General features: G+C 63.8%; 21 protein-coding genes and 2 tRNA genes. 22 read left to right on the top strand and 1 reads right to left on the bottom strand.

From position 1 onward, the window contains the following. The first annotated feature begins 21 nt into the window (after positions 1–21). From rpsH to DES47_RS23245, 21 genes are all read left to right on the top strand, one after another. Positions 22–417, top strand: a complete 396-nt coding sequence (gene rpsH, locus DES47_RS23345) for a 30S ribosomal protein S8 (RefSeq protein WP_133703183.1) — start codon at positions 22–24, stop codon at positions 415–417. A 17-nt stretch (positions 418–434) separates the two neighbouring features. After that, complete coding sequence (rplF, locus tag DES47_RS23340; RefSeq protein ID WP_133703182.1) at positions 435–968, top strand: 50S ribosomal protein L6; 534 nt, start codon at positions 435–437, stop codon at positions 966–968. An 11-nt stretch (positions 969–979) separates the two neighbouring features. Beyond that, positions 980–1,345, top strand: a complete 366-nt coding sequence (gene rplR, locus DES47_RS23335; protein ID WP_133703181.1) for a 50S ribosomal protein L18 — start codon at positions 980–982, stop codon at positions 1,343–1,345. A 38-nt stretch (positions 1,346–1,383) separates the two neighbouring features. Next, entirely contained in the window at positions 1,384–1,902 is a 519-nt protein-coding gene (rpsE, locus tag DES47_RS23330) for a 30S ribosomal protein S5 (RefSeq protein ID WP_133703180.1), read from the top strand. 22 nt (positions 1,903–1,924) lie between these two features. Continuing rightward, positions 1,925–2,107, top strand: coding sequence for a 50S ribosomal protein L30 (gene rpmD, locus DES47_RS23325; protein ID WP_133703179.1), 183 nt, complete (start codon positions 1,925–1,927; stop codon positions 2,105–2,107). A gap of 26 nt (positions 2,108–2,133) precedes the next feature. Beyond that, positions 2,134–2,565 (top strand): 50S ribosomal protein L15, encoded by a 432-nt coding sequence (gene rplO, locus DES47_RS23320; RefSeq protein ID WP_133703178.1) that lies wholly within the window; start codon positions 2,134–2,136, stop codon positions 2,563–2,565. Between the two features lie 44 nt (positions 2,566–2,609). Next, complete coding sequence (gene secY / locus DES47_RS23315; RefSeq protein WP_133703177.1) at positions 2,610–3,920, top strand: preprotein translocase subunit SecY; 1,311 nt, start codon at positions 2,610–2,612, stop codon at positions 3,918–3,920. A gap of 46 nt (positions 3,921–3,966) precedes the next feature. Then, positions 3,967–4,185: a translation initiation factor IF-1 gene (gene infA, locus DES47_RS23310; protein WP_009855680.1), complete on the top strand. Its 219-nt coding sequence runs from the start codon at positions 3,967–3,969 to the stop codon at positions 4,183–4,185. 58 nt (positions 4,186–4,243) lie between these two features. Then, the gene (gene rpmJ, locus DES47_RS23305) at positions 4,244–4,357 is read left to right on the top strand and encodes a 50S ribosomal protein L36 (protein ID WP_058086633.1); all 114 of its coding nucleotides are present in this window, start codon (positions 4,244–4,246) and stop codon (positions 4,355–4,357) included. 31 nt (positions 4,358–4,388) lie between these two features. Continuing rightward, a complete protein-coding gene (gene rpsM, locus DES47_RS23300; protein WP_133703176.1) occupies positions 4,389–4,754 on the top strand; it encodes a 30S ribosomal protein S13 in 366 nt (121 codons plus the stop codon). Positions 4,755–4,784: 30 nt separating this feature from the next. Beyond that, a complete protein-coding gene (gene rpsK, locus DES47_RS23295) occupies positions 4,785–5,189 on the top strand; it encodes a 30S ribosomal protein S11 (RefSeq protein WP_133703175.1) in 405 nt (134 codons plus the stop codon). Between the two features lie 198 nt (positions 5,190–5,387). Next, entirely contained in the window at positions 5,388–6,011 is a 624-nt protein-coding gene (gene rpsD, locus DES47_RS23290; protein ID WP_133703174.1) for a 30S ribosomal protein S4, read from the top strand. Between the two features lie 147 nt (positions 6,012–6,158). Then, positions 6,159–7,148, top strand: a complete 990-nt coding sequence (locus tag DES47_RS23285) for a DNA-directed RNA polymerase subunit alpha (RefSeq protein WP_133703173.1) — start codon at positions 6,159–6,161, stop codon at positions 7,146–7,148. Positions 7,149–7,245: 97 nt separating this feature from the next. After that, on the top strand, positions 7,246–7,635 hold the full coding sequence (rplQ, locus tag DES47_RS23280) for a 50S ribosomal protein L17 (protein ID WP_133703172.1): 390 nt from the start codon (positions 7,246–7,248) through the stop codon (positions 7,633–7,635). Between the two features lie 106 nt (positions 7,636–7,741). Then, the gene (locus DES47_RS23275) at positions 7,742–8,668 is read left to right on the top strand and encodes an ATP-binding cassette domain-containing protein (protein WP_133703171.1); all 927 of its coding nucleotides are present in this window, start codon (positions 7,742–7,744) and stop codon (positions 8,666–8,668) included. Positions 8,669–8,685: 17 nt separating this feature from the next. Then, entirely contained in the window at positions 8,686–9,471 is a 786-nt protein-coding gene (locus tag DES47_RS23270) for an ABC transporter permease (RefSeq protein ID WP_133703170.1), read from the top strand. Between the two features lie 66 nt (positions 9,472–9,537). Next, complete coding sequence (gene dsbD / locus DES47_RS23265) at positions 9,538–11,325, top strand: protein-disulfide reductase DsbD (protein WP_133703169.1); 1,788 nt, start codon at positions 9,538–9,540, stop codon at positions 11,323–11,325. A gap of 38 nt (positions 11,326–11,363) precedes the next feature. Further along, positions 11,364–11,440: transfer RNA gene (locus DES47_RS23260), tRNA-Met, on the top strand. 78 nt (positions 11,441–11,518) lie between these two features. Then, positions 11,519–11,595, top strand: a tRNA-Met gene (locus DES47_RS23255). A gap of 130 nt (positions 11,596–11,725) precedes the next feature. Further along, on the top strand, positions 11,726–12,289 hold the full coding sequence (locus DES47_RS23250; RefSeq protein WP_133703168.1) for a FecR domain-containing protein: 564 nt from the start codon (positions 11,726–11,728) through the stop codon (positions 12,287–12,289). Between the two features lie 126 nt (positions 12,290–12,415). Next, positions 12,416–13,834: a putative bifunctional diguanylate cyclase/phosphodiesterase gene (locus DES47_RS23245; RefSeq protein WP_133703167.1), complete on the top strand. Its 1,419-nt coding sequence runs from the start codon at positions 12,416–12,418 to the stop codon at positions 13,832–13,834. Here DES47_RS23245 and DES47_RS28825 read toward each other — a convergent pair. Beyond that, positions 13,818–14,276: a Rossmann-fold NAD(P)-binding domain-containing protein gene (locus DES47_RS28825; protein WP_166652130.1), complete on the bottom strand. Its 459-nt coding sequence runs from the start codon at positions 14,274–14,276 to the stop codon at positions 13,818–13,820. The genes DES47_RS23245 and DES47_RS28825 overlap by 17 nt on opposite strands. A 270-nt stretch (positions 14,277–14,546) precedes the next feature. On the opposite strand from DES47_RS28825, the gene DES47_RS23235 reads away from it, so the two are divergent. Continuing rightward, the gene (locus DES47_RS23235) at positions 14,547–15,377 is read left to right on the top strand and encodes a Crp/Fnr family transcriptional regulator (protein ID WP_133703165.1); all 831 of its coding nucleotides are present in this window, start codon (positions 14,547–14,549) and stop codon (positions 15,375–15,377) included. Positions 15,378–15,416 lie beyond the last annotated feature (39 nt).

Below are 15,416 nucleotides of genomic sequence, written 5' to 3'. Positions count from 1 at the left end.
CTCGATTAGGAGAAATCGCAAATGAGCATGAGTGATCCTATCGCCGATATGCTGACCCGTATTCGGAACGCCCAAAGCGTGACGAAGGCCAGCGTGACGATGCCGTCCTCGAAGGTGAAAGTGGCGATCGCCCAAGTCCTGAAGGACGAAGGCTATATCGACAACTTCGCAGTGCGTGGCGAGTCCGCCAAGCCCGAACTCGAGATCGCGCTGAAGTACTACGCCGGCCGTCCGGTAATCGAGCGTATCGAGCGCGTCAGCCGTCCCGGCCTGCGCATCTACAAGGGCCGTCACGATATTCCTCAGGTCATGAATGGCCTGGGTGTGGCGATTGTCACCACCCCGCAAGGCGTGATGACTGACCGCAAGGCACGTCAGACCGGTATCGGTGGCGAAGTGCTTTGCTACGTCGCCTGACGCAAGGAGATACAACAATGTCCCGCGTTGGAAAAATGCCGGTCGCCGTCCCGCAAGGTGTGGACGTCGCGATTACCGCAACACAAATCAGCATCAAGGGTGCGATGGGTACGCTGGTGCGTGCCGCCAATCCCCTGGTTGCCGTCAAGAACGAAGCCGGTCAGCTGACATTCGCTCCTGCGAATGCTTCGACCGAAGCCGATGCCATGAGTGGCACGATGCGTGCGCTGGTGGCCAATATGGTCAACGGCGTGAGCAAAGGCTTCGAGAAGAAGCTGACCCTGGTTGGCGTGGGCTACCGTGCCCAGGCTCAAGGTCAGAAGCTGAACTTGCAGATCGGGTATTCGCACCCGGTCGTCAAGGACATGCCCGTTGGCATCAAGGTCGAGACTCCGTCGCAGACGGAAATCCTGATCAAGGGTGCGGACCGCCAAGTGGTGGGTCAGATCGCCGCCGAAGTGCGCGCCTTCCGGCCGCCGGAGCCCTATAAGGGCAAGGGCATCCGTTACGCCAACGAGAAGGTCTCGATCAAAGAGACCAAGAAGAAGTAAGGAGCAGCGATATGTTGAACAAAAAAGATCAGCGCATCCGCCGCTCGCGTCAAACCCGCGTGCGTATCGCTTTGCAACGTGTGGCGCGCCTGACGGTGTTCCGCTCCAACCTGCACATCTACGCCAGCGTCATTTCCGACGATGGCACCAAGGTGCTGGCGACTGCCTCCACTGCCGAGAAGGAAGTGCGCGATGCACTGGCCGGACATGGCAAGGGTGGCAACGTGGCAGCTGCCGCGATCATCGGCAAGCGTATCGCTGAAAAGGCCAAGGCCGCCGGTGTCGAGAAGGTTGCCTTCGACCGTGCGGGCTTTGCCTATCACGGCCGTGTCAAGGCCCTGGCTGAAGCCGCTCGCGAAGCTGGCCTGCAGTTCTAAGCGCCGAACAAGCGCAGTAGCGACTAAGGATTTCGAAAATGGCAAAGTTTCAACCCCGCGCGGCCGCTGAAGGCAATGACGACGGTCTGAAAGAGAAGATGATCGCCGTCAACCGCGTCACCAAGGTGGTGAAGGGCGGTCGTACGCTGAGCTTCGCAGCACTGACCGTGGTCGGTGATGGCGATGGCCGGGTCGGCATGGGCAAGGGCAAGGCCAAGGAAGTGCCGGTTGCGGTGCAGAAGGCCATGGAGTCGGCTCGCCGCAACATGGTCAAGGTCAGCCTGAAGAACGGCACCATTCACCACATGGTGAAGGGTGAGCATGGCGCAGCCAACGTGATGATGATGCCGGCCCCCGCTGGTACCGGCATCATCGCTGGCGGCCCGATGCGCGCCGTGTTCGACGTGCTGGGCGTGACCGACATCGTGGCCAAGAGCCATGGTTCGAGCAATGCCTACAACATGGTGCGTGCCACGCTGGACGCCCTGAAGCACTCGATGACGCCGGCCGACATCGCCGCCAAGCGCGGCAAGTCTGTTGAAGACATCTTCAACTGATCGCGGTAGGAAAGAGACCATCATGTCTGAGAAGAAAACCGTCAAGATCAAGCTGGTTCGCAGCCCCATCGGTACCCGCGAGTCGCATCGTGCGACCGTGGTCGGCCTGGGCCTGCGCAAGCTGAACAGCGAAAGCGTGTTGGAAGACACGCCGGCTGTGCGCGGCATGATCAACAAGATCGCCTACCTCGTGAAGGTGCTGTAAGCACTTCACGAACAGAGGACAAGCACATGCAACTGAATAACATCAAGCCCGCCTCGGGCTCCAAGCATGCCAAGCGCCGTGTTGGCCGTGGCATTGGCTCGGGCATCGGCAAGACGGCCGGTCGCGGTCACAAGGGTCAGAAGTCGCGTTCGGGCGGCTACCACAAGGTGGGTTTCGAAGGCGGTCAAATGCCTTTGCAGCGCCGCCTTCCCAAGCGCGGTTTCAAGTCGATGACGCTGAAGTACAACGCCGAAGTGACGCTGGCCGACCTGGAAGTGCTGGGCGCTGACGAAGTCGACATGCTGACCCTGAAGCACGCTGGCCTGATCGGCCAGATGACCAAGGTTGTCAAGGTCATCAACACCGGTGCCATCACTCGCAAGGTGAAGCTCAGCGGTGTCGGCGCAACGGCAGCGGCTAAGGCCGCGATCGAAGCTGCTGGCGGCTCGTTCGCCTAAGCATCGACTTCGGTCTGATCAAGCTCTAACGGAACCTGTTCATAGTGGCAACCAACGCAAACCAGCTGGCCAAGAGTGGCAAGTTCGGTGACCTTCGTCGCCGGCTTGTCTTCCTGTTGCTGGCTTTGGTGGTGTACCGCATCGGGGCGCATATCCCGGTGCCCGGCATCGACCCGAACCAGCTGCAGCAGCTGTTCAAGGGTCAGCAGGGCGGCATCCTGAGCTTGGTCAATATGTTCTCGGGCGGCGCTCTGTCGCGCTTCGCCATCTTCGCGCTGGGCATCACGCCCTACATCTCGGCCTCGATCATCATGCAGTTGATGAGCTATGTGGTGCCGAGTCTGGAAGCGCTGAAGAAGGAAGGCGAGTCGGGTCGCCGCAAGATCACTCAGTACACGCGCTACGGCACCCTGGGGTTGGCATTGTTCCAGGCCTTGAGCATCGCGCTGGCGCTGGAAAGCTCGGCCGGTCTGGTGACCAACCCGGGTCTCAGCTTCCGGATGACGGCGGTGACCAGCCTGGTGGCCGGCACGATGTTCTTGATGTGGCTGGGCGAGCAGATCACCGAGCGCGGTCTGGGCAATGGCATTTCGATCCTGATCTTCGGTGGTATCGCCGCAGGTCTGCCGAGTGCGATTGGTGGCCTGCTCGAGCTGGTGCGTACCGGTGCGATGAATATCGTTTCGGCCATCATCGTTGTGGTGATCGTGATTGCGGTGACCTATGTGGTGGTGTTCGTTGAGCGGGGGCAGCGCAAGATTCTGGTGAATTATGCGAAGCGTCAGGTCGGCAACAAGGTGTATGGCGGTCAATCGTCGCACCTGCCGCTGAAGCTGAACATGTCGGGCGTGATCCCGCCGATCTTTGCCTCGTCGATCATCCTGCTGCCCACGACGATCGTGAGTTGGTTCGCCACCGGTGACAGCTTCCGGTGGTTGAAGGACATCGCCTCGGCGATGAGCCCAGGCCAGCCGATTTATGTGATGCTGTACGCCTCGGCGATCATCTTCTTCTGCTTCTTTTACACGGCAATGGTGTTCAACAGCCGCGAGACTGCTGACAACCTGAAGAAGAGCGGCGCTTTCATCCCAGGCATCCGCCCGGGTGACCAGACCGCCAGGCACATTGACAAGATTCTTTCGCGTTTGACCTTGGCCGGCGCCATCTACATCACTGGGGTGTGTTTGCTGCCGGAGTTCCTGACACTGAAGTACAACGTTCCCTTCTACTTTGGCGGCACCTCGTTGCTGATCATCGTGGTCGTGACCATGGACTTCTGGGCCCAGGTGCAGTCTTACGTGATGAGCCAGCAGTATGAATCGCTGCTGAAGAAGGCAAATTTCAAGGCCAGCTAAGCTGACCTATTTTTAAAACGAAGTAGAACGCAACAGAAACGAAGGCATGGCGAAAGACGACGTCATTCAAATGCAAGGCGAGATTCTTGAGAATCTGCCCAATGCAACGTTTCGCGTGAAGCTAGAGAACGGGCATGTTGTTCTCGGCCATATCTCCGGAAAGATGCGGATGCACTACATTCGCATACTTCCAGGTGACAAAGTGACGGTCGAGTTGACCCCGTACGATTTGAGTCGTGCTCGCATCGTGTTCCGGGCGAAGTGAGCGTTGTATGAAACCCGGACGCGCAGTAAGCGCTAATGTGAAGGTTTAGGAGCAGACCATGAAAGTTTCGGCATCCGTAAAAGTGATGTGCCGCAATTGCAAGATCATCCGCCGCAAGGGTGTGGTGCGCGTGATCTGTACCGATCCCCGCCACAAGCAGCGCCAAGGCTGATCGCCGCACGACAAGCGAATAGAGGAAGCAAATGGCACGTATTGCTGGTATCAACATTCCGCCGCAAAAGCACACCGAGATCGGTCTGACTGCGATCTATGGCATTGGCCGTACGACCGCGCAGAAGATCTGCGAGAGCTGCGGCATCCCGTTCGACAAAAAGGTCAAGGACCTGAACGACTCCGACCTGGAGAAGATCCGGGAAGAAGTCGGTCGCATGACCATTGAAGGCGATCTGCGTCGCGAGATGTCGATCAACATCAAGCGACTGATGGACCTGGGCTGCTACCGCGGCTTCCGTCATCGTCGTGGTCTGCCGATGCGCGGTCAACGCACCCGTACGAATGCCCGTACCCGCAAGGGTCCGCGCAAGTCGGGCGCGACCGGCAAGAAGTGATCCGTCGGCATCCACTGAAAGAAGCTCATCATGGCTAAAGCACCAAATAATTCGGCTGCCCAGCGCGTTCGCAAGAAGGTTCGCAAGAATGTGGCCGACGGCATCGCTCACGTGCATGCATCGTTCAACAACACCATCATCACCATCACGGACCGCCAAGGTGGCGCTCTGTCGTGGGCATCGAGTGGTGGCCAGGGCTTCAAGGGCTCGCGCAAGTCCACTCCCTTCGCAGCCCAGGTGGCCGCTGAAGTGGCCGGCCGCGCGGCTCAAGAGCAGGGCATCAAGAACCTGGACGTGCGGATCAAGGGTCCCGGCCCTGGCCGTGAGTCCACCGTGCGTGCGCTCGGTTCCCTGGGCATCCGCATCACGTCGATCTCCGATGTGACACCGGTGCCGCACAACGGTTGCCGTCCCCAAAAGCGTCGTCGCATCTAAGGCCACCGGCCCTTGATGCAGCGCGTTAGCAGCGCCCCTTCGGGGAAGCGTCTGCGCTGATTTCCGGTCGCCGGCGGGCACGAGAGTGCCGCGCCGGCGGTTTTGTTGAAGCCCACCGTCTGAGCCCCATAAAAACACCGGCCAGACTCGCGCGTAGTGGCTAAACCCCTCGCGTCAGATTGAATAAGGACACGCAAAGTGGCACGTTATCTAGGCCCCAAGGCCAAACTTTCCCGCCGTGAAGGCACCGACCTGTTCCTGAAGAGCGCCCGCCGCTCTATCGCGGACAAGGCGAAGATGGACTCCAAGCCCGGCCAGCATGGTCGTACTTCGGGTCAGCGCACCTCGGACTTCGGTCTGCAACTGCGTGAAAAGCAGAAGGTCAAGCGTATGTATGGCGTGCTGGAGCGTCAGTTCCGCCGCTACTTCGCTGAAGCCGAGCGTCGCAAGGGCAACACTGGTGCCAATCTGCTGATGCTGCTGGAATCGCGCCTGGACAATGTCGTCTACCGCATGGGCTTCGGCTCCACGCGCGCCGAGGCACGCCAGCTGGTTTCGCACAAGGGCATCACCGTGAATGGCGAAGTGGTCAACATCGCTTCGTACTCGGTCAAGGCCGGTGACGCCGTCGCCGTGCGCGACAAGGCCAAGAAGCAACTGCGCATCGTTGACGCGCTGAAGCTGGCCGAATCGATCGGTCTGCCCGCCTGGGTGACGGTCGACGCCACCAAGCTGGAAGGCGTGTTCAAGAAGGCCCCGGACCGTGATGAGTTCGGCGCCGAGATCAACGAATCGCTGATCGTTGAGCTGTATTCGCGTTAATTGGCTTGGCTGATGCCGACCTCGTTCCTCCGCTGTGGGACGAAGTCGGCATTTCGCCGTTCCTCGTCTGGGGCCGTGTCCCGCTGCCCCGGTTGGTCCCTCAGCCTTATCGGTGTAACGAACCGAGGGTATTGAAAGAAAGACCTCATGCAAACAAACTTGCTCAAACCCAAAACCATCAACGTCGAGCCTCTGGGCGGCCACCGTGCCAAGGTGACGCTGGAGCCGTTTGAACGCGGCTATGGCCACACGTTGGGCAATGCCCTGCGTCGCGTGCTGTTGTCTTCGATGGTGGGTTATGCGCCGACGGAAGTGACGATTGCCGGCGTGCTCCACGAGTACTCCAACGTTGACGGCGTGCAAGAAGACGTGGTTCACATCATGTTGAACCTCAAGGGCGTGGTGTTCCGCCTGCACAACCGCGACGAAGTGACCCTGGTGCTGCGCAAAGAGGGTGAAGGCCCCGTCACCGCCGCCGACATCCAGACCCCGCACGACGTCGAGATCATCAACCCTGATCACGTCATCGCCCATCTGTCGCAAGGCGGCAAGCTGGACATGCAGATCAAGGTCGAGAAGGGCCGCGGCTATGTGCCCGGCAGCATGCGCCGTTTCGGCGACGAAGCGACCAAGTCGATTGGCCGCATCGTGCTGGACGCCTCGTTCTCGCCGGTCTCCCGCGTCAGCTACACGGTCGAAAGCGCTCGCGTCGAGCAGCGCACCGACCTGGACAAGCTGGTCATGGAAATCGTCACCAACGGTGCGATCTCGCCCGAAGAAGCGATCCGTGCCTCGGCCAAGATCCTGGTCGAGCAGCTGGCCGTGTTTGCACAGCTCCAAGGCACCGACCTGGTCGATGCCTTCGACCAGCCGCCGCAGCGCAGCAGCTCGTTCGATCCTATCCTGCTCCGCCCTGTGGACGAGCTGGAACTGACCGTGCGTTCGGCCAACTGCCTGAAGGCCGAAAACATCTACTACATCGGCGACCTGATCCAGCGCACCGAGACCGAGCTCTTGAAGACCCCGAATCTGGGTCGCAAGTCGCTCAACGAAATCAAGGAAGTGCTGGCTTCGCGCGGCCTGACCCTGGGCGCACGCCTGGAAAACTGGCCGCCGCAAGGTTTGGATAAGCGTTAATTTTTAAAGATGGATGGGGTGCTGACCAACCCCCTCCGGTGCACCCGGCAGTACCTGATACGGCTGTCGGCGATTATTCAGTGAAAGGAAAAGCACCATGCGTCACGGAAATGGACTCCGCAAACTCAACCGCACCAGCGCTCACCGCAAGGCGATGCTGCGCAATATGTGCGTCTCGCTGCTGCAGCACGAAGCGATCAAGACCACGGTCCCCAAGGCCAAGGAACTGCGCCGCGTCGTCGAGCCGCTGATCACCCTGGCCAAGGTTGCGACCGTCGCCAACCGTCGTCTGGCGTTCGATCGCCTGCGCGACCGCGACATCGTCACCAAGCTGTTCAACGAACTGGGCCCGCGTTACAACGCACGTCCCGGTGGCTACACCCGCATCCTGAAGATGGGTTTCCGTGTTGGCGACAACGCGCCGATGGCCTATGTCGAGCTGGTGGATCGTCCTGACGTCGCTGCGACCGAAGGCGAAGAAGCATAAAGACCAGCGAGCGCTCAGCGCTTGAGACCAGAAAGGCCAGCCATGTGCTGGCCTTTTTTTATGGTCGAGCGCCAAACCCACGGACTGTTTGGCACACTGCGAAGCCATGCAAAAACCTCCCGCGCTGTTGAAGATCGAGCACCTGAGCAAGAGCTTTGGTGCCAACAGGGTGGTCGACGATCTGAGCTTCGAGATCGCCCCCGGTGAGTGCCTGGGCGTGATCGGTCCCAATGGCGCGGGCAAGACCACCACCATCCGCATGTGCCTGGGCCTGACCGGACCTGACGGCGGCAGCATCAGCGCCTTCGGCCTGCCCATACCGGCGCAAGTGCGCGAAGCCAAGCAGCGCCTCGGCGTGGTCAGCCAGTTCGACTGCCTGGACCCCGACTTCAGCTGCATCGAGAACCTGCGCGTCTACGGCCGCTACTTCGGCCTCAAGCGTGCGGAGATCGAGGCGCGCATCCCGAAGCTGCTGGAGTTCGCGTCGCTGCAAAGCAAGGCCGCGGCCAAGCCGGGTGAGCTGTCGGGTGGCATGAAGCGCCGCCTGAGCCTGGCCCGTGCGCTGATCAACGACCCCGACCTGCTCTTGCTGGACGAGCCGACCACCGGCCTGGACCCGCAGGCACGCCACCTGATGTGGGAGCGGCTGCAGAACCTCCTGCAGCAGGGCAAGTCGATCCTGCTGACCACCCACTTCATGGACGAGGCCGAGCGCCTGTGCGACCGCCTGCTGGTGCTGGACCATGGCCGCAAGATCGCCGAGGGCCGGCCGCGCGAGCTGATTGCCGCCCATCTGGAAAGCGATGTGGTCGAGGTCTATGGCGATGGCGCCGCGGATGCGGCCTCGCAGCACGCGGCCTTGGCTGAGCGCGTCGAGAGCAGCGGCGAGACCCGCTTCTTCTATCTGCGTGAGCCCAAGGCCCTGCTGCAGGCGCTGGGCGCCGATCACACCATCCGCTATCTGCACCGCCCGGCCAATCTGGAGGACCTGTTCCTCAAGCTGACCGGCCGGCAGATCCGCGATGAAGCCTGAGGCCTGAGACCCACACCATGCTCGTATCCGCCTATGCCTTGCCCCGCGTCAGCTGGCGCTTCCTGCCGGTGCTGCAGCGCAATCTGCTGGTCTGGATCAAGCTCGCCGGCCCCAGCATCCTGGGCAATATCGCCGAGCCGCTGATCACCCTGGTCGCCTTCGGCTACGGCCTGGGCTCGATGATCGGGCAGATCGAGGGCCTGCCCTACATCCTCTACCTCGCCTCGGGCAGCATCGCCGTCAGCGCGACGATGGCGGCCAGCTTCGAGGCGCTGTACTCGGCCTTCTCGCGCATGCAGGTGCAAAAGACCTGGGAGAGCATCATGAATGCGCCGGTGTCGCTGGACGACATCGTGTTCGCCGAGATGCTGTGGGCGGCGCTGAAGGCGATGTTCTCGGTCGCCGCCATCCTGGTCGTGCTGTTCCTGCTCAATATCAGCCGCGAGCCGACGATGCTGCTGGCCCTGCCGGTGCTGGGCCTGGTCGGCATCACCTTCGCGTCCATGGCCCTGGTCTTCAATGCCCTGGCCAAGGGCTACGACTTCTTCACCTATTACTTCACCCTGGTGCTGACGCCGATGACCTTTCTGTCGGGCGTCTACTTCCCGATCGGCCAGATGCCGGAGTGGCTGCAGCTGATTGCCCATGTGCTGCCGCTGACGGCCGCCGTTGAGCTGGTGCGGCCTTTGATCATCGGCCACTGGCCGGCTCAATGGCTGGGGCCGATGGCGGTGCTGGCGGGCTATGCGGTGGTGGGCTACTACATTGCCCTGGTGCTGACGCGCCGGCGTTTTTTTCGCTGACATTTCGCTGAACCCTTTTCTGAGGCGGGCCGGAACCAATCCGACCGCGTCACTGTCTGCCGTCCTATGCTGAAACTGCTGCTTCGATCCCTTCTTGCCCTGCTGCTTGGCGCCGCCGGCGCTGTCCATGCTGCCGATGACTTCCTGGCGCCCGAACAGGCCTTCAAGCTGGCGGTGCGCGCGCTCAATCCGACCATGCTGGAAGTCAGCTACGAGATCGCGCCGGGCTACTACATGTACCGCGAGCAGTTCAAGTTCGAGGCACAGGGCGCTGCCGTCGGCACGCTCGACTACCCCAAGGGCAAGGTCAAGTTCGACGAGACTTTCCAGAAGGAAGTCGAGACCTACCGTGAACGCTTTGCGTTGCGGGTCCCGGTCGCCCCATCCGGCGGCGCGTTCAAGCTCGCCATCACCGGTCAGGGTTGCGCCGACCAGGGGCTGTGCTATCCGCCGCAGACTCAAGTCGCCGAGCTTGATCTGTCTGATCCGAATGCGGCGCGTATCAAGCTCATTGGCGCCGATGGTGAGGTGCCGGCCATCACGCCGCTGGCCGACGGCGACTCGCAGCTTGATGCAGCGCTGCAATCGGGCCGCTTCTGGTCCGTTGTCGGTGTGTTCTTCATCGCCGGTCTGCTGCTGTCGCTGACGCCCTGCGTGCTGCCGATGCTGCCCATCCTGTCGTCCATCATCGTTGGCCGCAGCGGTGCGTCGGCGTCCCGTGGTCGATCCTTTCTGCTGGCGGTCAGCTACTCGCTGGGCATGGCCTTGATCTACACCGCCCTCGGCGTGGCCGCCGGCCTGGCCGGCGAAGGGCTTGCTGCGGCACTGCAAAAGCCCTGGGTGCTGGGCCTGTTCGCGCTGGCCCTGGTCGGCTTCTCGCTGTCGATGTTCGGTGTCTACGAGCTGCAGCTGCCGCAGGCGCTGACCGGCGGTCTGTCCAGTGCCTCGCAGCGCCTGCCCGCCGGCCAGTTTGCCGGCGTGTTCGTGATGGGCGGCGTGTCGGCGCTGATCGTCAGTCCCTGTGTAGCGGCGCCGCTCGCCGGGGCTCTGGTCTATATCAGCCAGAGCCGCGATGTTGTGCTCGGCGGCACGGCCCTTTTTGCCCTGGCCTGCGGCATGAGCGTGCCGCTGTTGCTGCTGGGCGCCTCGGCCGGTGCCTGGCTGCCGCACACCGGTGCCTGGATGGATGGCGTCAAGCATTTCTTCGGCCTGCTGCTGCTGGGCGTGGCGCTGTGGACGGTACAGCCCGTGCTGCCGGCAGGTCTGGCCCTGGCCCTCTGGGGCGCGCTGCTGATTGGTGGCGCCATCGTCTTCGGCCTGTTCGAACCGGCACACGTTCATGGCCGGCCACGGCTGTGGCTGCGCAAGACCGTGACCGCCGTCGCCGCGCTGTTCGGCCTGCTGCAGCTGATCGGCGCCGCCTCCGGCGGCCATGACCCGCTGCAGCCGTTGCGCCACTGGGTCGGTGTTGCCGGCGCGGCCAGCCCCGCCGGCCAGCAGGTGGCCTTTCAACGCGTACGCAGCGTGGCCGAACTCGACGCAGTGCTGGCCAGCGCCGGCCGTCCGGTGATGCTGGACTTCTATGCCGACTGGTGCGTGTCCTGCAAGGAAATGGAGCGCTTCACCTTCAACGAGCCGGCCGTGCGCCAACGCCTGGGCAAGGCCCTGCTGTTGCAGGCCGATGTCACGGCCAATAGCGAGGCCGACAAGGCCCTGCTGCGCCGCTTCCACCTGTTCGGCCCGCCCGGCATCATCTTCTTCGATGCCCAGGGCAGGGAGCTGGACGGTGTGCGCGTGATCGGTTTCCAGGACGCCGAACGCTTCGCCAAGTCGCTCGCTGCTGCAGGCATCTGAGCAGGTCACGCAAAGCGTGCTATAATTCGAGCTTCAGTCGCGGGGTGGAGCAGTCTGGTAGCTCGTTGGGCTCATAACCCAAAGGTCGTAGGTTCAAATCCTGCCCCCGCAACCAAAATACAGGGCATCAAGGTCCGCAAAAAGCCGCTCACCAGTCGGGCGGCTTTTTTATTCAGGCAGTCAATCGATCAGTCGCGGGGTGGAGCAGTCTGGTAGCTCGTTGGGCTCATAACCCAAAGGTCGTAGGTTCAAATCCTGCCTCCGCAACCAATCAAGAAAACCCGCTGAATGCGTGAGCGTTCAGCGGGTTTTTCTTTGCCCGGCGCGCTAGGAGCACTCCCTATTTGCGTTGCAGCGCGCGCGGGCCTAGGATGGGTTCGCCGTGCTACGCGGAGATGCCATGAAACTGCTATGCCTGACGGCCGGTTTGATGATGCTCTGTTCCACCGCCTGGGCAGAACCCGTGTGCGAAGTGCTGGCGGTACGCGGCGAGGCCTATGTCGGCGGCCGAGCGCTGGCCGTCGGCGACAAGCTCGACAGTGGCGCCGAGTTGCGCACTGGAGCCCAGGGCCGGGTGCGGCTGCGCTTCGTCGACGGTTCGACCCTGGTGCTCAGCGACGCCTCCCTGCTGAAGATCGAGCGGTTCGAGCAGGCGCCGGGCCGGCCGCGTGCGGTGAGCCTGCTGCTGGAGATGGGCCTGATCGGCCAGAAGGTCACGTCGGCGCCTGGGGGCAACTGGCAGGTGCGTACCCCCACGGCGGTGAACGTGCAGTCGGGCCAGGTCTCGGTTGAGGCGGTGCCCTTGGGCAATGCCACCCGGGCCCTGCGCCCGTCGCGCAGCCGGGTCGTGCTCGAGTCCGCCCAGGCCGGCACCCGCTGTTCGGCCGTTGGTGGTTGCAGCGCGTCCAGCACCTGGTCGCCCGAGCGCGTGCAGCGCTCGCAGGACGGGCCGTCCGGTGTCTGACGCGCTGGGCTCGCGCCGTGCCTGGTTGGGCGTGGCGCTGGGCCTGGCGGCCCTGCTGCAGGGGCTGTTGCTGCAGCGCCAGCTGTTCCTGGCGCCGGCCTTTCCGGCCCTGGCCTGGGCCTGGCCGTGCTGGGCGCCACCGCGCTGCGCAGCGGCCTGGAGCAGGCACGCAAGCGCGCGGCGCTGGAAGCCTTGCGTGCCAGCGAGCAGCGCTACGCCTTGGCCGTGCAGGGGGCCAATGACGGCATGTGGGACTGGGGCATGTCCGCCGGCGCCGTCTACTTCTCGCCGCGCTGGCTGACGCTGATGGGCCTGCTGCCCGAGCAGGCGCAGTCCATGGCGGCCTGGACCCCGCCGCTGGACGAACGTGGCCGCCAGGCGTTCAATGCTGCGCTGGTTGAGCACCTGGCCGGGCCCAGCCTGCAGTTCCACCATGTGCTGAACTCCGAGCAGGGCGGCGTCGAGCGCTGGCTGCTGGCCCGCTGTGTGGCGGTGCGCGAGCAGGGCCTGCGGGTGCGCATGGCGGGCTCGCTGACCGACATCAGCGAGCAGCAGCTGCTACAGCGCCAGATCACCTTCGACGCGCTCTATGACCGCCTCACCGGCCTGCCCAACCGGGTGCTGTTCCTCGAACGGCTGCGCTCGCTGTTCGCCGCCGAGCCCGTGCTGACCGGCGTAGTGCTGGTCGATATCGACGGCTTTCGCGTGCTCAACGAGCGCGAGGGCACGCAGGCCGGTGACGAGGTGCTGCGTCAGTTCGACACCCCGTTTCTGGTCGCCGGCCACAGTCTGGGCCTGGGCGCCAGCGTCGGCTGGGCCCATGGCGCCCAGGCCCGCTTCACCGACGCCGAGCTGATGAATGCGGCCGAGCTGGCCCTGGCCCATGCCAAGGCCCGGCTGCGCGGCCGCGCCCACGCCTTCGACCCGGCCGAGCAACTGATCGAGAACTCGCGCCGCTGGCTCAAGGAGAACATAGCCCTGGCCCTGCAGAACCAGGAGTTCCGCCTGTTCTACCAGCCGCTGGTGCGGCTCAAGGACCGCGAGCTGCTGGGCTTCGAGGCCTTGATACGCTGGCCTCATCCGCTCAAGGGCATGGTCATGCCGGGCGACTTCATCCCCTTCGCCGAGGAGAGTGGCCAGGTCGTGCCCATGGGCAGCTGGACCCTGCTCGAGGCGGCCGCCCAGCTGGTGCGCTGGGACGCGCTGGGCTTCAAGGTCTCGATCGACGACTTCGGCACCGGCTATTCATCGCTGGCCTATCTGCACCGCTTTCCGTTCGACACGCTGAAGATAGACCGCTCCTTCGTGATCCGCCTGGCCACGGGCCGCGAGGCGGTGGAGATCGTGCGCACCATCGTCGGCCTGGCCTTGGCGCTGGACAAGCAGGTGCTGGCCGAAGGCATCGAGGAGCCGTCCCAGGCAGGGCTGCTGCAGGAGCTGGGCGTCCACGTCGGCCAGGGCTGGCTGTTCGCCAAGGCCCTGCCGGCCGATCAGGTCCAGCAGCTGATCCTGCAGGGCTCGGCCGGTATCAAGCCAGCTCGCTGAGCAGCAGGGCCTGCAGCAGGCTGAGCCGCTTGTCATCGCTGGAGCCCGGACCGTCCAGCTCGGTGGCCCAGCGGGCCGATGGGTGGGCCGGCGCGGCGATGGCGTCGAAGACCGGCACGCCGGCCTCCTGGCGCACCCGTGCGACCAGGGCGCTGTCCATGTCCTGGCATTCGATCGCGTCGTACAGGCGGCCCAGCATGCGTGCGGTGTGCTGAACCTCCTGGGCGCTGCTATGCGCCGACAGGCTCACCGGCAGGCGGGCCACATGGGCGCCCAGCGCCTCGGCGGCGCGGCGGAACAGCAGGGCTGCCTCGCCGTCCTCGGCTGCGCACACCAGGCCCAGCTTCTTGCCGCGCAGCAGCGGCTGCAGGCTTCCGGCCTGGGCGGCTTGCAGCAGCTGGCGGGCATGGGCGCGCGGGGCAGAGGGGTCTTGTAGCGACATGACAACGGCACTGGCGAGACGGGGTGGGTTCACGGTGTTGCAGAGGAGCCGGGCACGCGGGGTAGCTTTGTGCATGGTTCGCAGACTAGCTATGCCTTGGCGGCCGACTTTGACGTGGGTCAAGCCAGGCCCAGCCAGCCTGTGCTGATACCAAGCGGACACAAACCATTCATTCACTGTTACCGAGTGATGCGCAGCGTCGTCATCTGTTGCCGGGCGCTGCCTAGGATGCAAAACATCGAATCGCATCCAGCCCCACGGGAGAACACCATGCTCAGCACCCAGATCGCCACCGCCGCCCATGTCACCCTGGCCAGCACGCTGGCCACCTCGACCCAGGGCCCGGCCCGCACGCTTCTGCGCGCACCGGCGCTGCCGGTGCTCAAGTCCGATGCGGCGGCCAACCAGCGTGCCAGCCAGCATGTGGCCGAGACCCTGAAGCTGCTGATCGAGAAGCTGGCCCCGCAGCGCCGCGTCGTCCACGCCGGTGATCTGGTCTACCAGGGCGGCGAGTCCTTCGGCCATCTGTACGTGATGACCTCGGGCTTCTTCAAGCTGGTCAATCTGTCGGCCGATGGCCGCGAGCAGGTCGTGGGCCTGAAGTTCCGCGGCGACTGGCTGGGCTTCGATGGCATCGCCAACGGCCGCTATGCCTGCGACGCCGTGGCCATGGACACCGGCGAGGTGCTGGTGATACGTTATGACGCGCTGTTTGCCGCCTGCGCCGCCCAGCCCGCGCTGATGACGGCCCTGCACGAGGCGATGAGCCGCGAGATCGCCCGGGACCGCGACTCGCTGATGTCGGTCTGCACCCTGCCGGCCGATGCCCGCGTGGCCGATTTCCTGCGTTACTGGGCCGAGTCGCTGGCCCGCCGCGGCCTGCGCTCCGACCAGATCACGCTGCGCATGACCCGTGCCGAGATCGGCAACTACCTGGGCATGACCCTGGAGACGGTCAGCCGCTCGCTGTCCAAGCTGGCCCGTGCCGGCGTGATCGTGTTCGCCGAGAAGGGCCGGCGCGATGTGCAGATCCCCGACGTCGATGCCTTGAGCGAGTTCATCCAGCACTGCCTGGCACCGGCCAGCCCCGTGCTGCAGTAAGCCGGCCACAGGCGCTGCCCGCAGTACCCCGGCGCATCG

The sequence above is a fragment of the Roseateles toxinivorans genome, from assembly GCF_004362525.1.
Lineage (GTDB): Bacteria > Pseudomonadota > Gammaproteobacteria > Burkholderiales > Burkholderiaceae_C > Paucibacter > Paucibacter toxinivorans.
Note: the sequence above shows the minus strand (reverse complement) of the source record. Positions and strands in the feature narration are given on the sequence as shown.

What these genes read in the sequence shown, in the direction of transcription:
- rpsH (WP_133703183.1), top strand. Translation starts at nt 22, where the DNA reads ATGAGCATGAGTGATCCTATCGCCGATATGCTGACCCGTATTCGGAAC.
- rplF (WP_133703182.1), top strand. Translation starts at nt 435, where the DNA reads ATGTCCCGCGTTGGAAAAATGCCGGTCGCCGTCCCGCAAGGTGTGGAC.
- rplR (WP_133703181.1), top strand. Translation starts at nt 980, where the DNA reads ATGTTGAACAAAAAAGATCAGCGCATCCGCCGCTCGCGTCAAACCCGC.
- rpsE (WP_133703180.1), top strand. Translation starts at nt 1,384, where the DNA reads ATGGCAAAGTTTCAACCCCGCGCGGCCGCTGAAGGCAATGACGACGGT.
- rpmD (WP_133703179.1), top strand. Translation starts at nt 1,925, where the DNA reads ATGTCTGAGAAGAAAACCGTCAAGATCAAGCTGGTTCGCAGCCCCATC.
- rplO (WP_133703178.1), top strand. Translation starts at nt 2,134, where the DNA reads ATGCAACTGAATAACATCAAGCCCGCCTCGGGCTCCAAGCATGCCAAG.
- infA (WP_009855680.1), top strand. Translation starts at nt 3,967, where the DNA reads ATGGCGAAAGACGACGTCATTCAAATGCAAGGCGAGATTCTTGAGAAT.
- rpmJ (WP_058086633.1), top strand. Translation starts at nt 4,244, where the DNA reads ATGAAAGTTTCGGCATCCGTAAAAGTGATGTGCCGCAATTGCAAGATC.
- rpsM (WP_133703176.1), top strand. Translation starts at nt 4,389, where the DNA reads ATGGCACGTATTGCTGGTATCAACATTCCGCCGCAAAAGCACACCGAG.
- rpsK (WP_133703175.1), top strand. Translation starts at nt 4,785, where the DNA reads ATGGCTAAAGCACCAAATAATTCGGCTGCCCAGCGCGTTCGCAAGAAG.
- DES47_RS23285 (WP_133703173.1), top strand. Translation starts at nt 6,159, where the DNA reads ATGCAAACAAACTTGCTCAAACCCAAAACCATCAACGTCGAGCCTCTG.
- rplQ (WP_133703172.1), top strand. Translation starts at nt 7,246, where the DNA reads ATGCGTCACGGAAATGGACTCCGCAAACTCAACCGCACCAGCGCTCAC.
- DES47_RS23275 (WP_133703171.1), top strand. Translation starts at nt 7,742, where the DNA reads ATGCAAAAACCTCCCGCGCTGTTGAAGATCGAGCACCTGAGCAAGAGC.
- DES47_RS23270 (WP_133703170.1), top strand. Translation starts at nt 8,686, where the DNA reads ATGCTCGTATCCGCCTATGCCTTGCCCCGCGTCAGCTGGCGCTTCCTG.
- dsbD (WP_133703169.1), top strand. Translation starts at nt 9,538, where the DNA reads ATGCTGAAACTGCTGCTTCGATCCCTTCTTGCCCTGCTGCTTGGCGCC.
- DES47_RS23250 (WP_133703168.1), top strand. Translation starts at nt 11,726, where the DNA reads ATGAAACTGCTATGCCTGACGGCCGGTTTGATGATGCTCTGTTCCACC.
- DES47_RS28825 (WP_166652130.1), bottom strand. Translation starts at nt 14,276, where the DNA reads ATGTCGCTACAAGACCCCTCTGCCCCGCGCGCCCATGCCCGCCAGCTG.
- DES47_RS23235 (WP_133703165.1), top strand. Translation starts at nt 14,547, where the DNA reads ATGCTCAGCACCCAGATCGCCACCGCCGCCCATGTCACCCTGGCCAGC.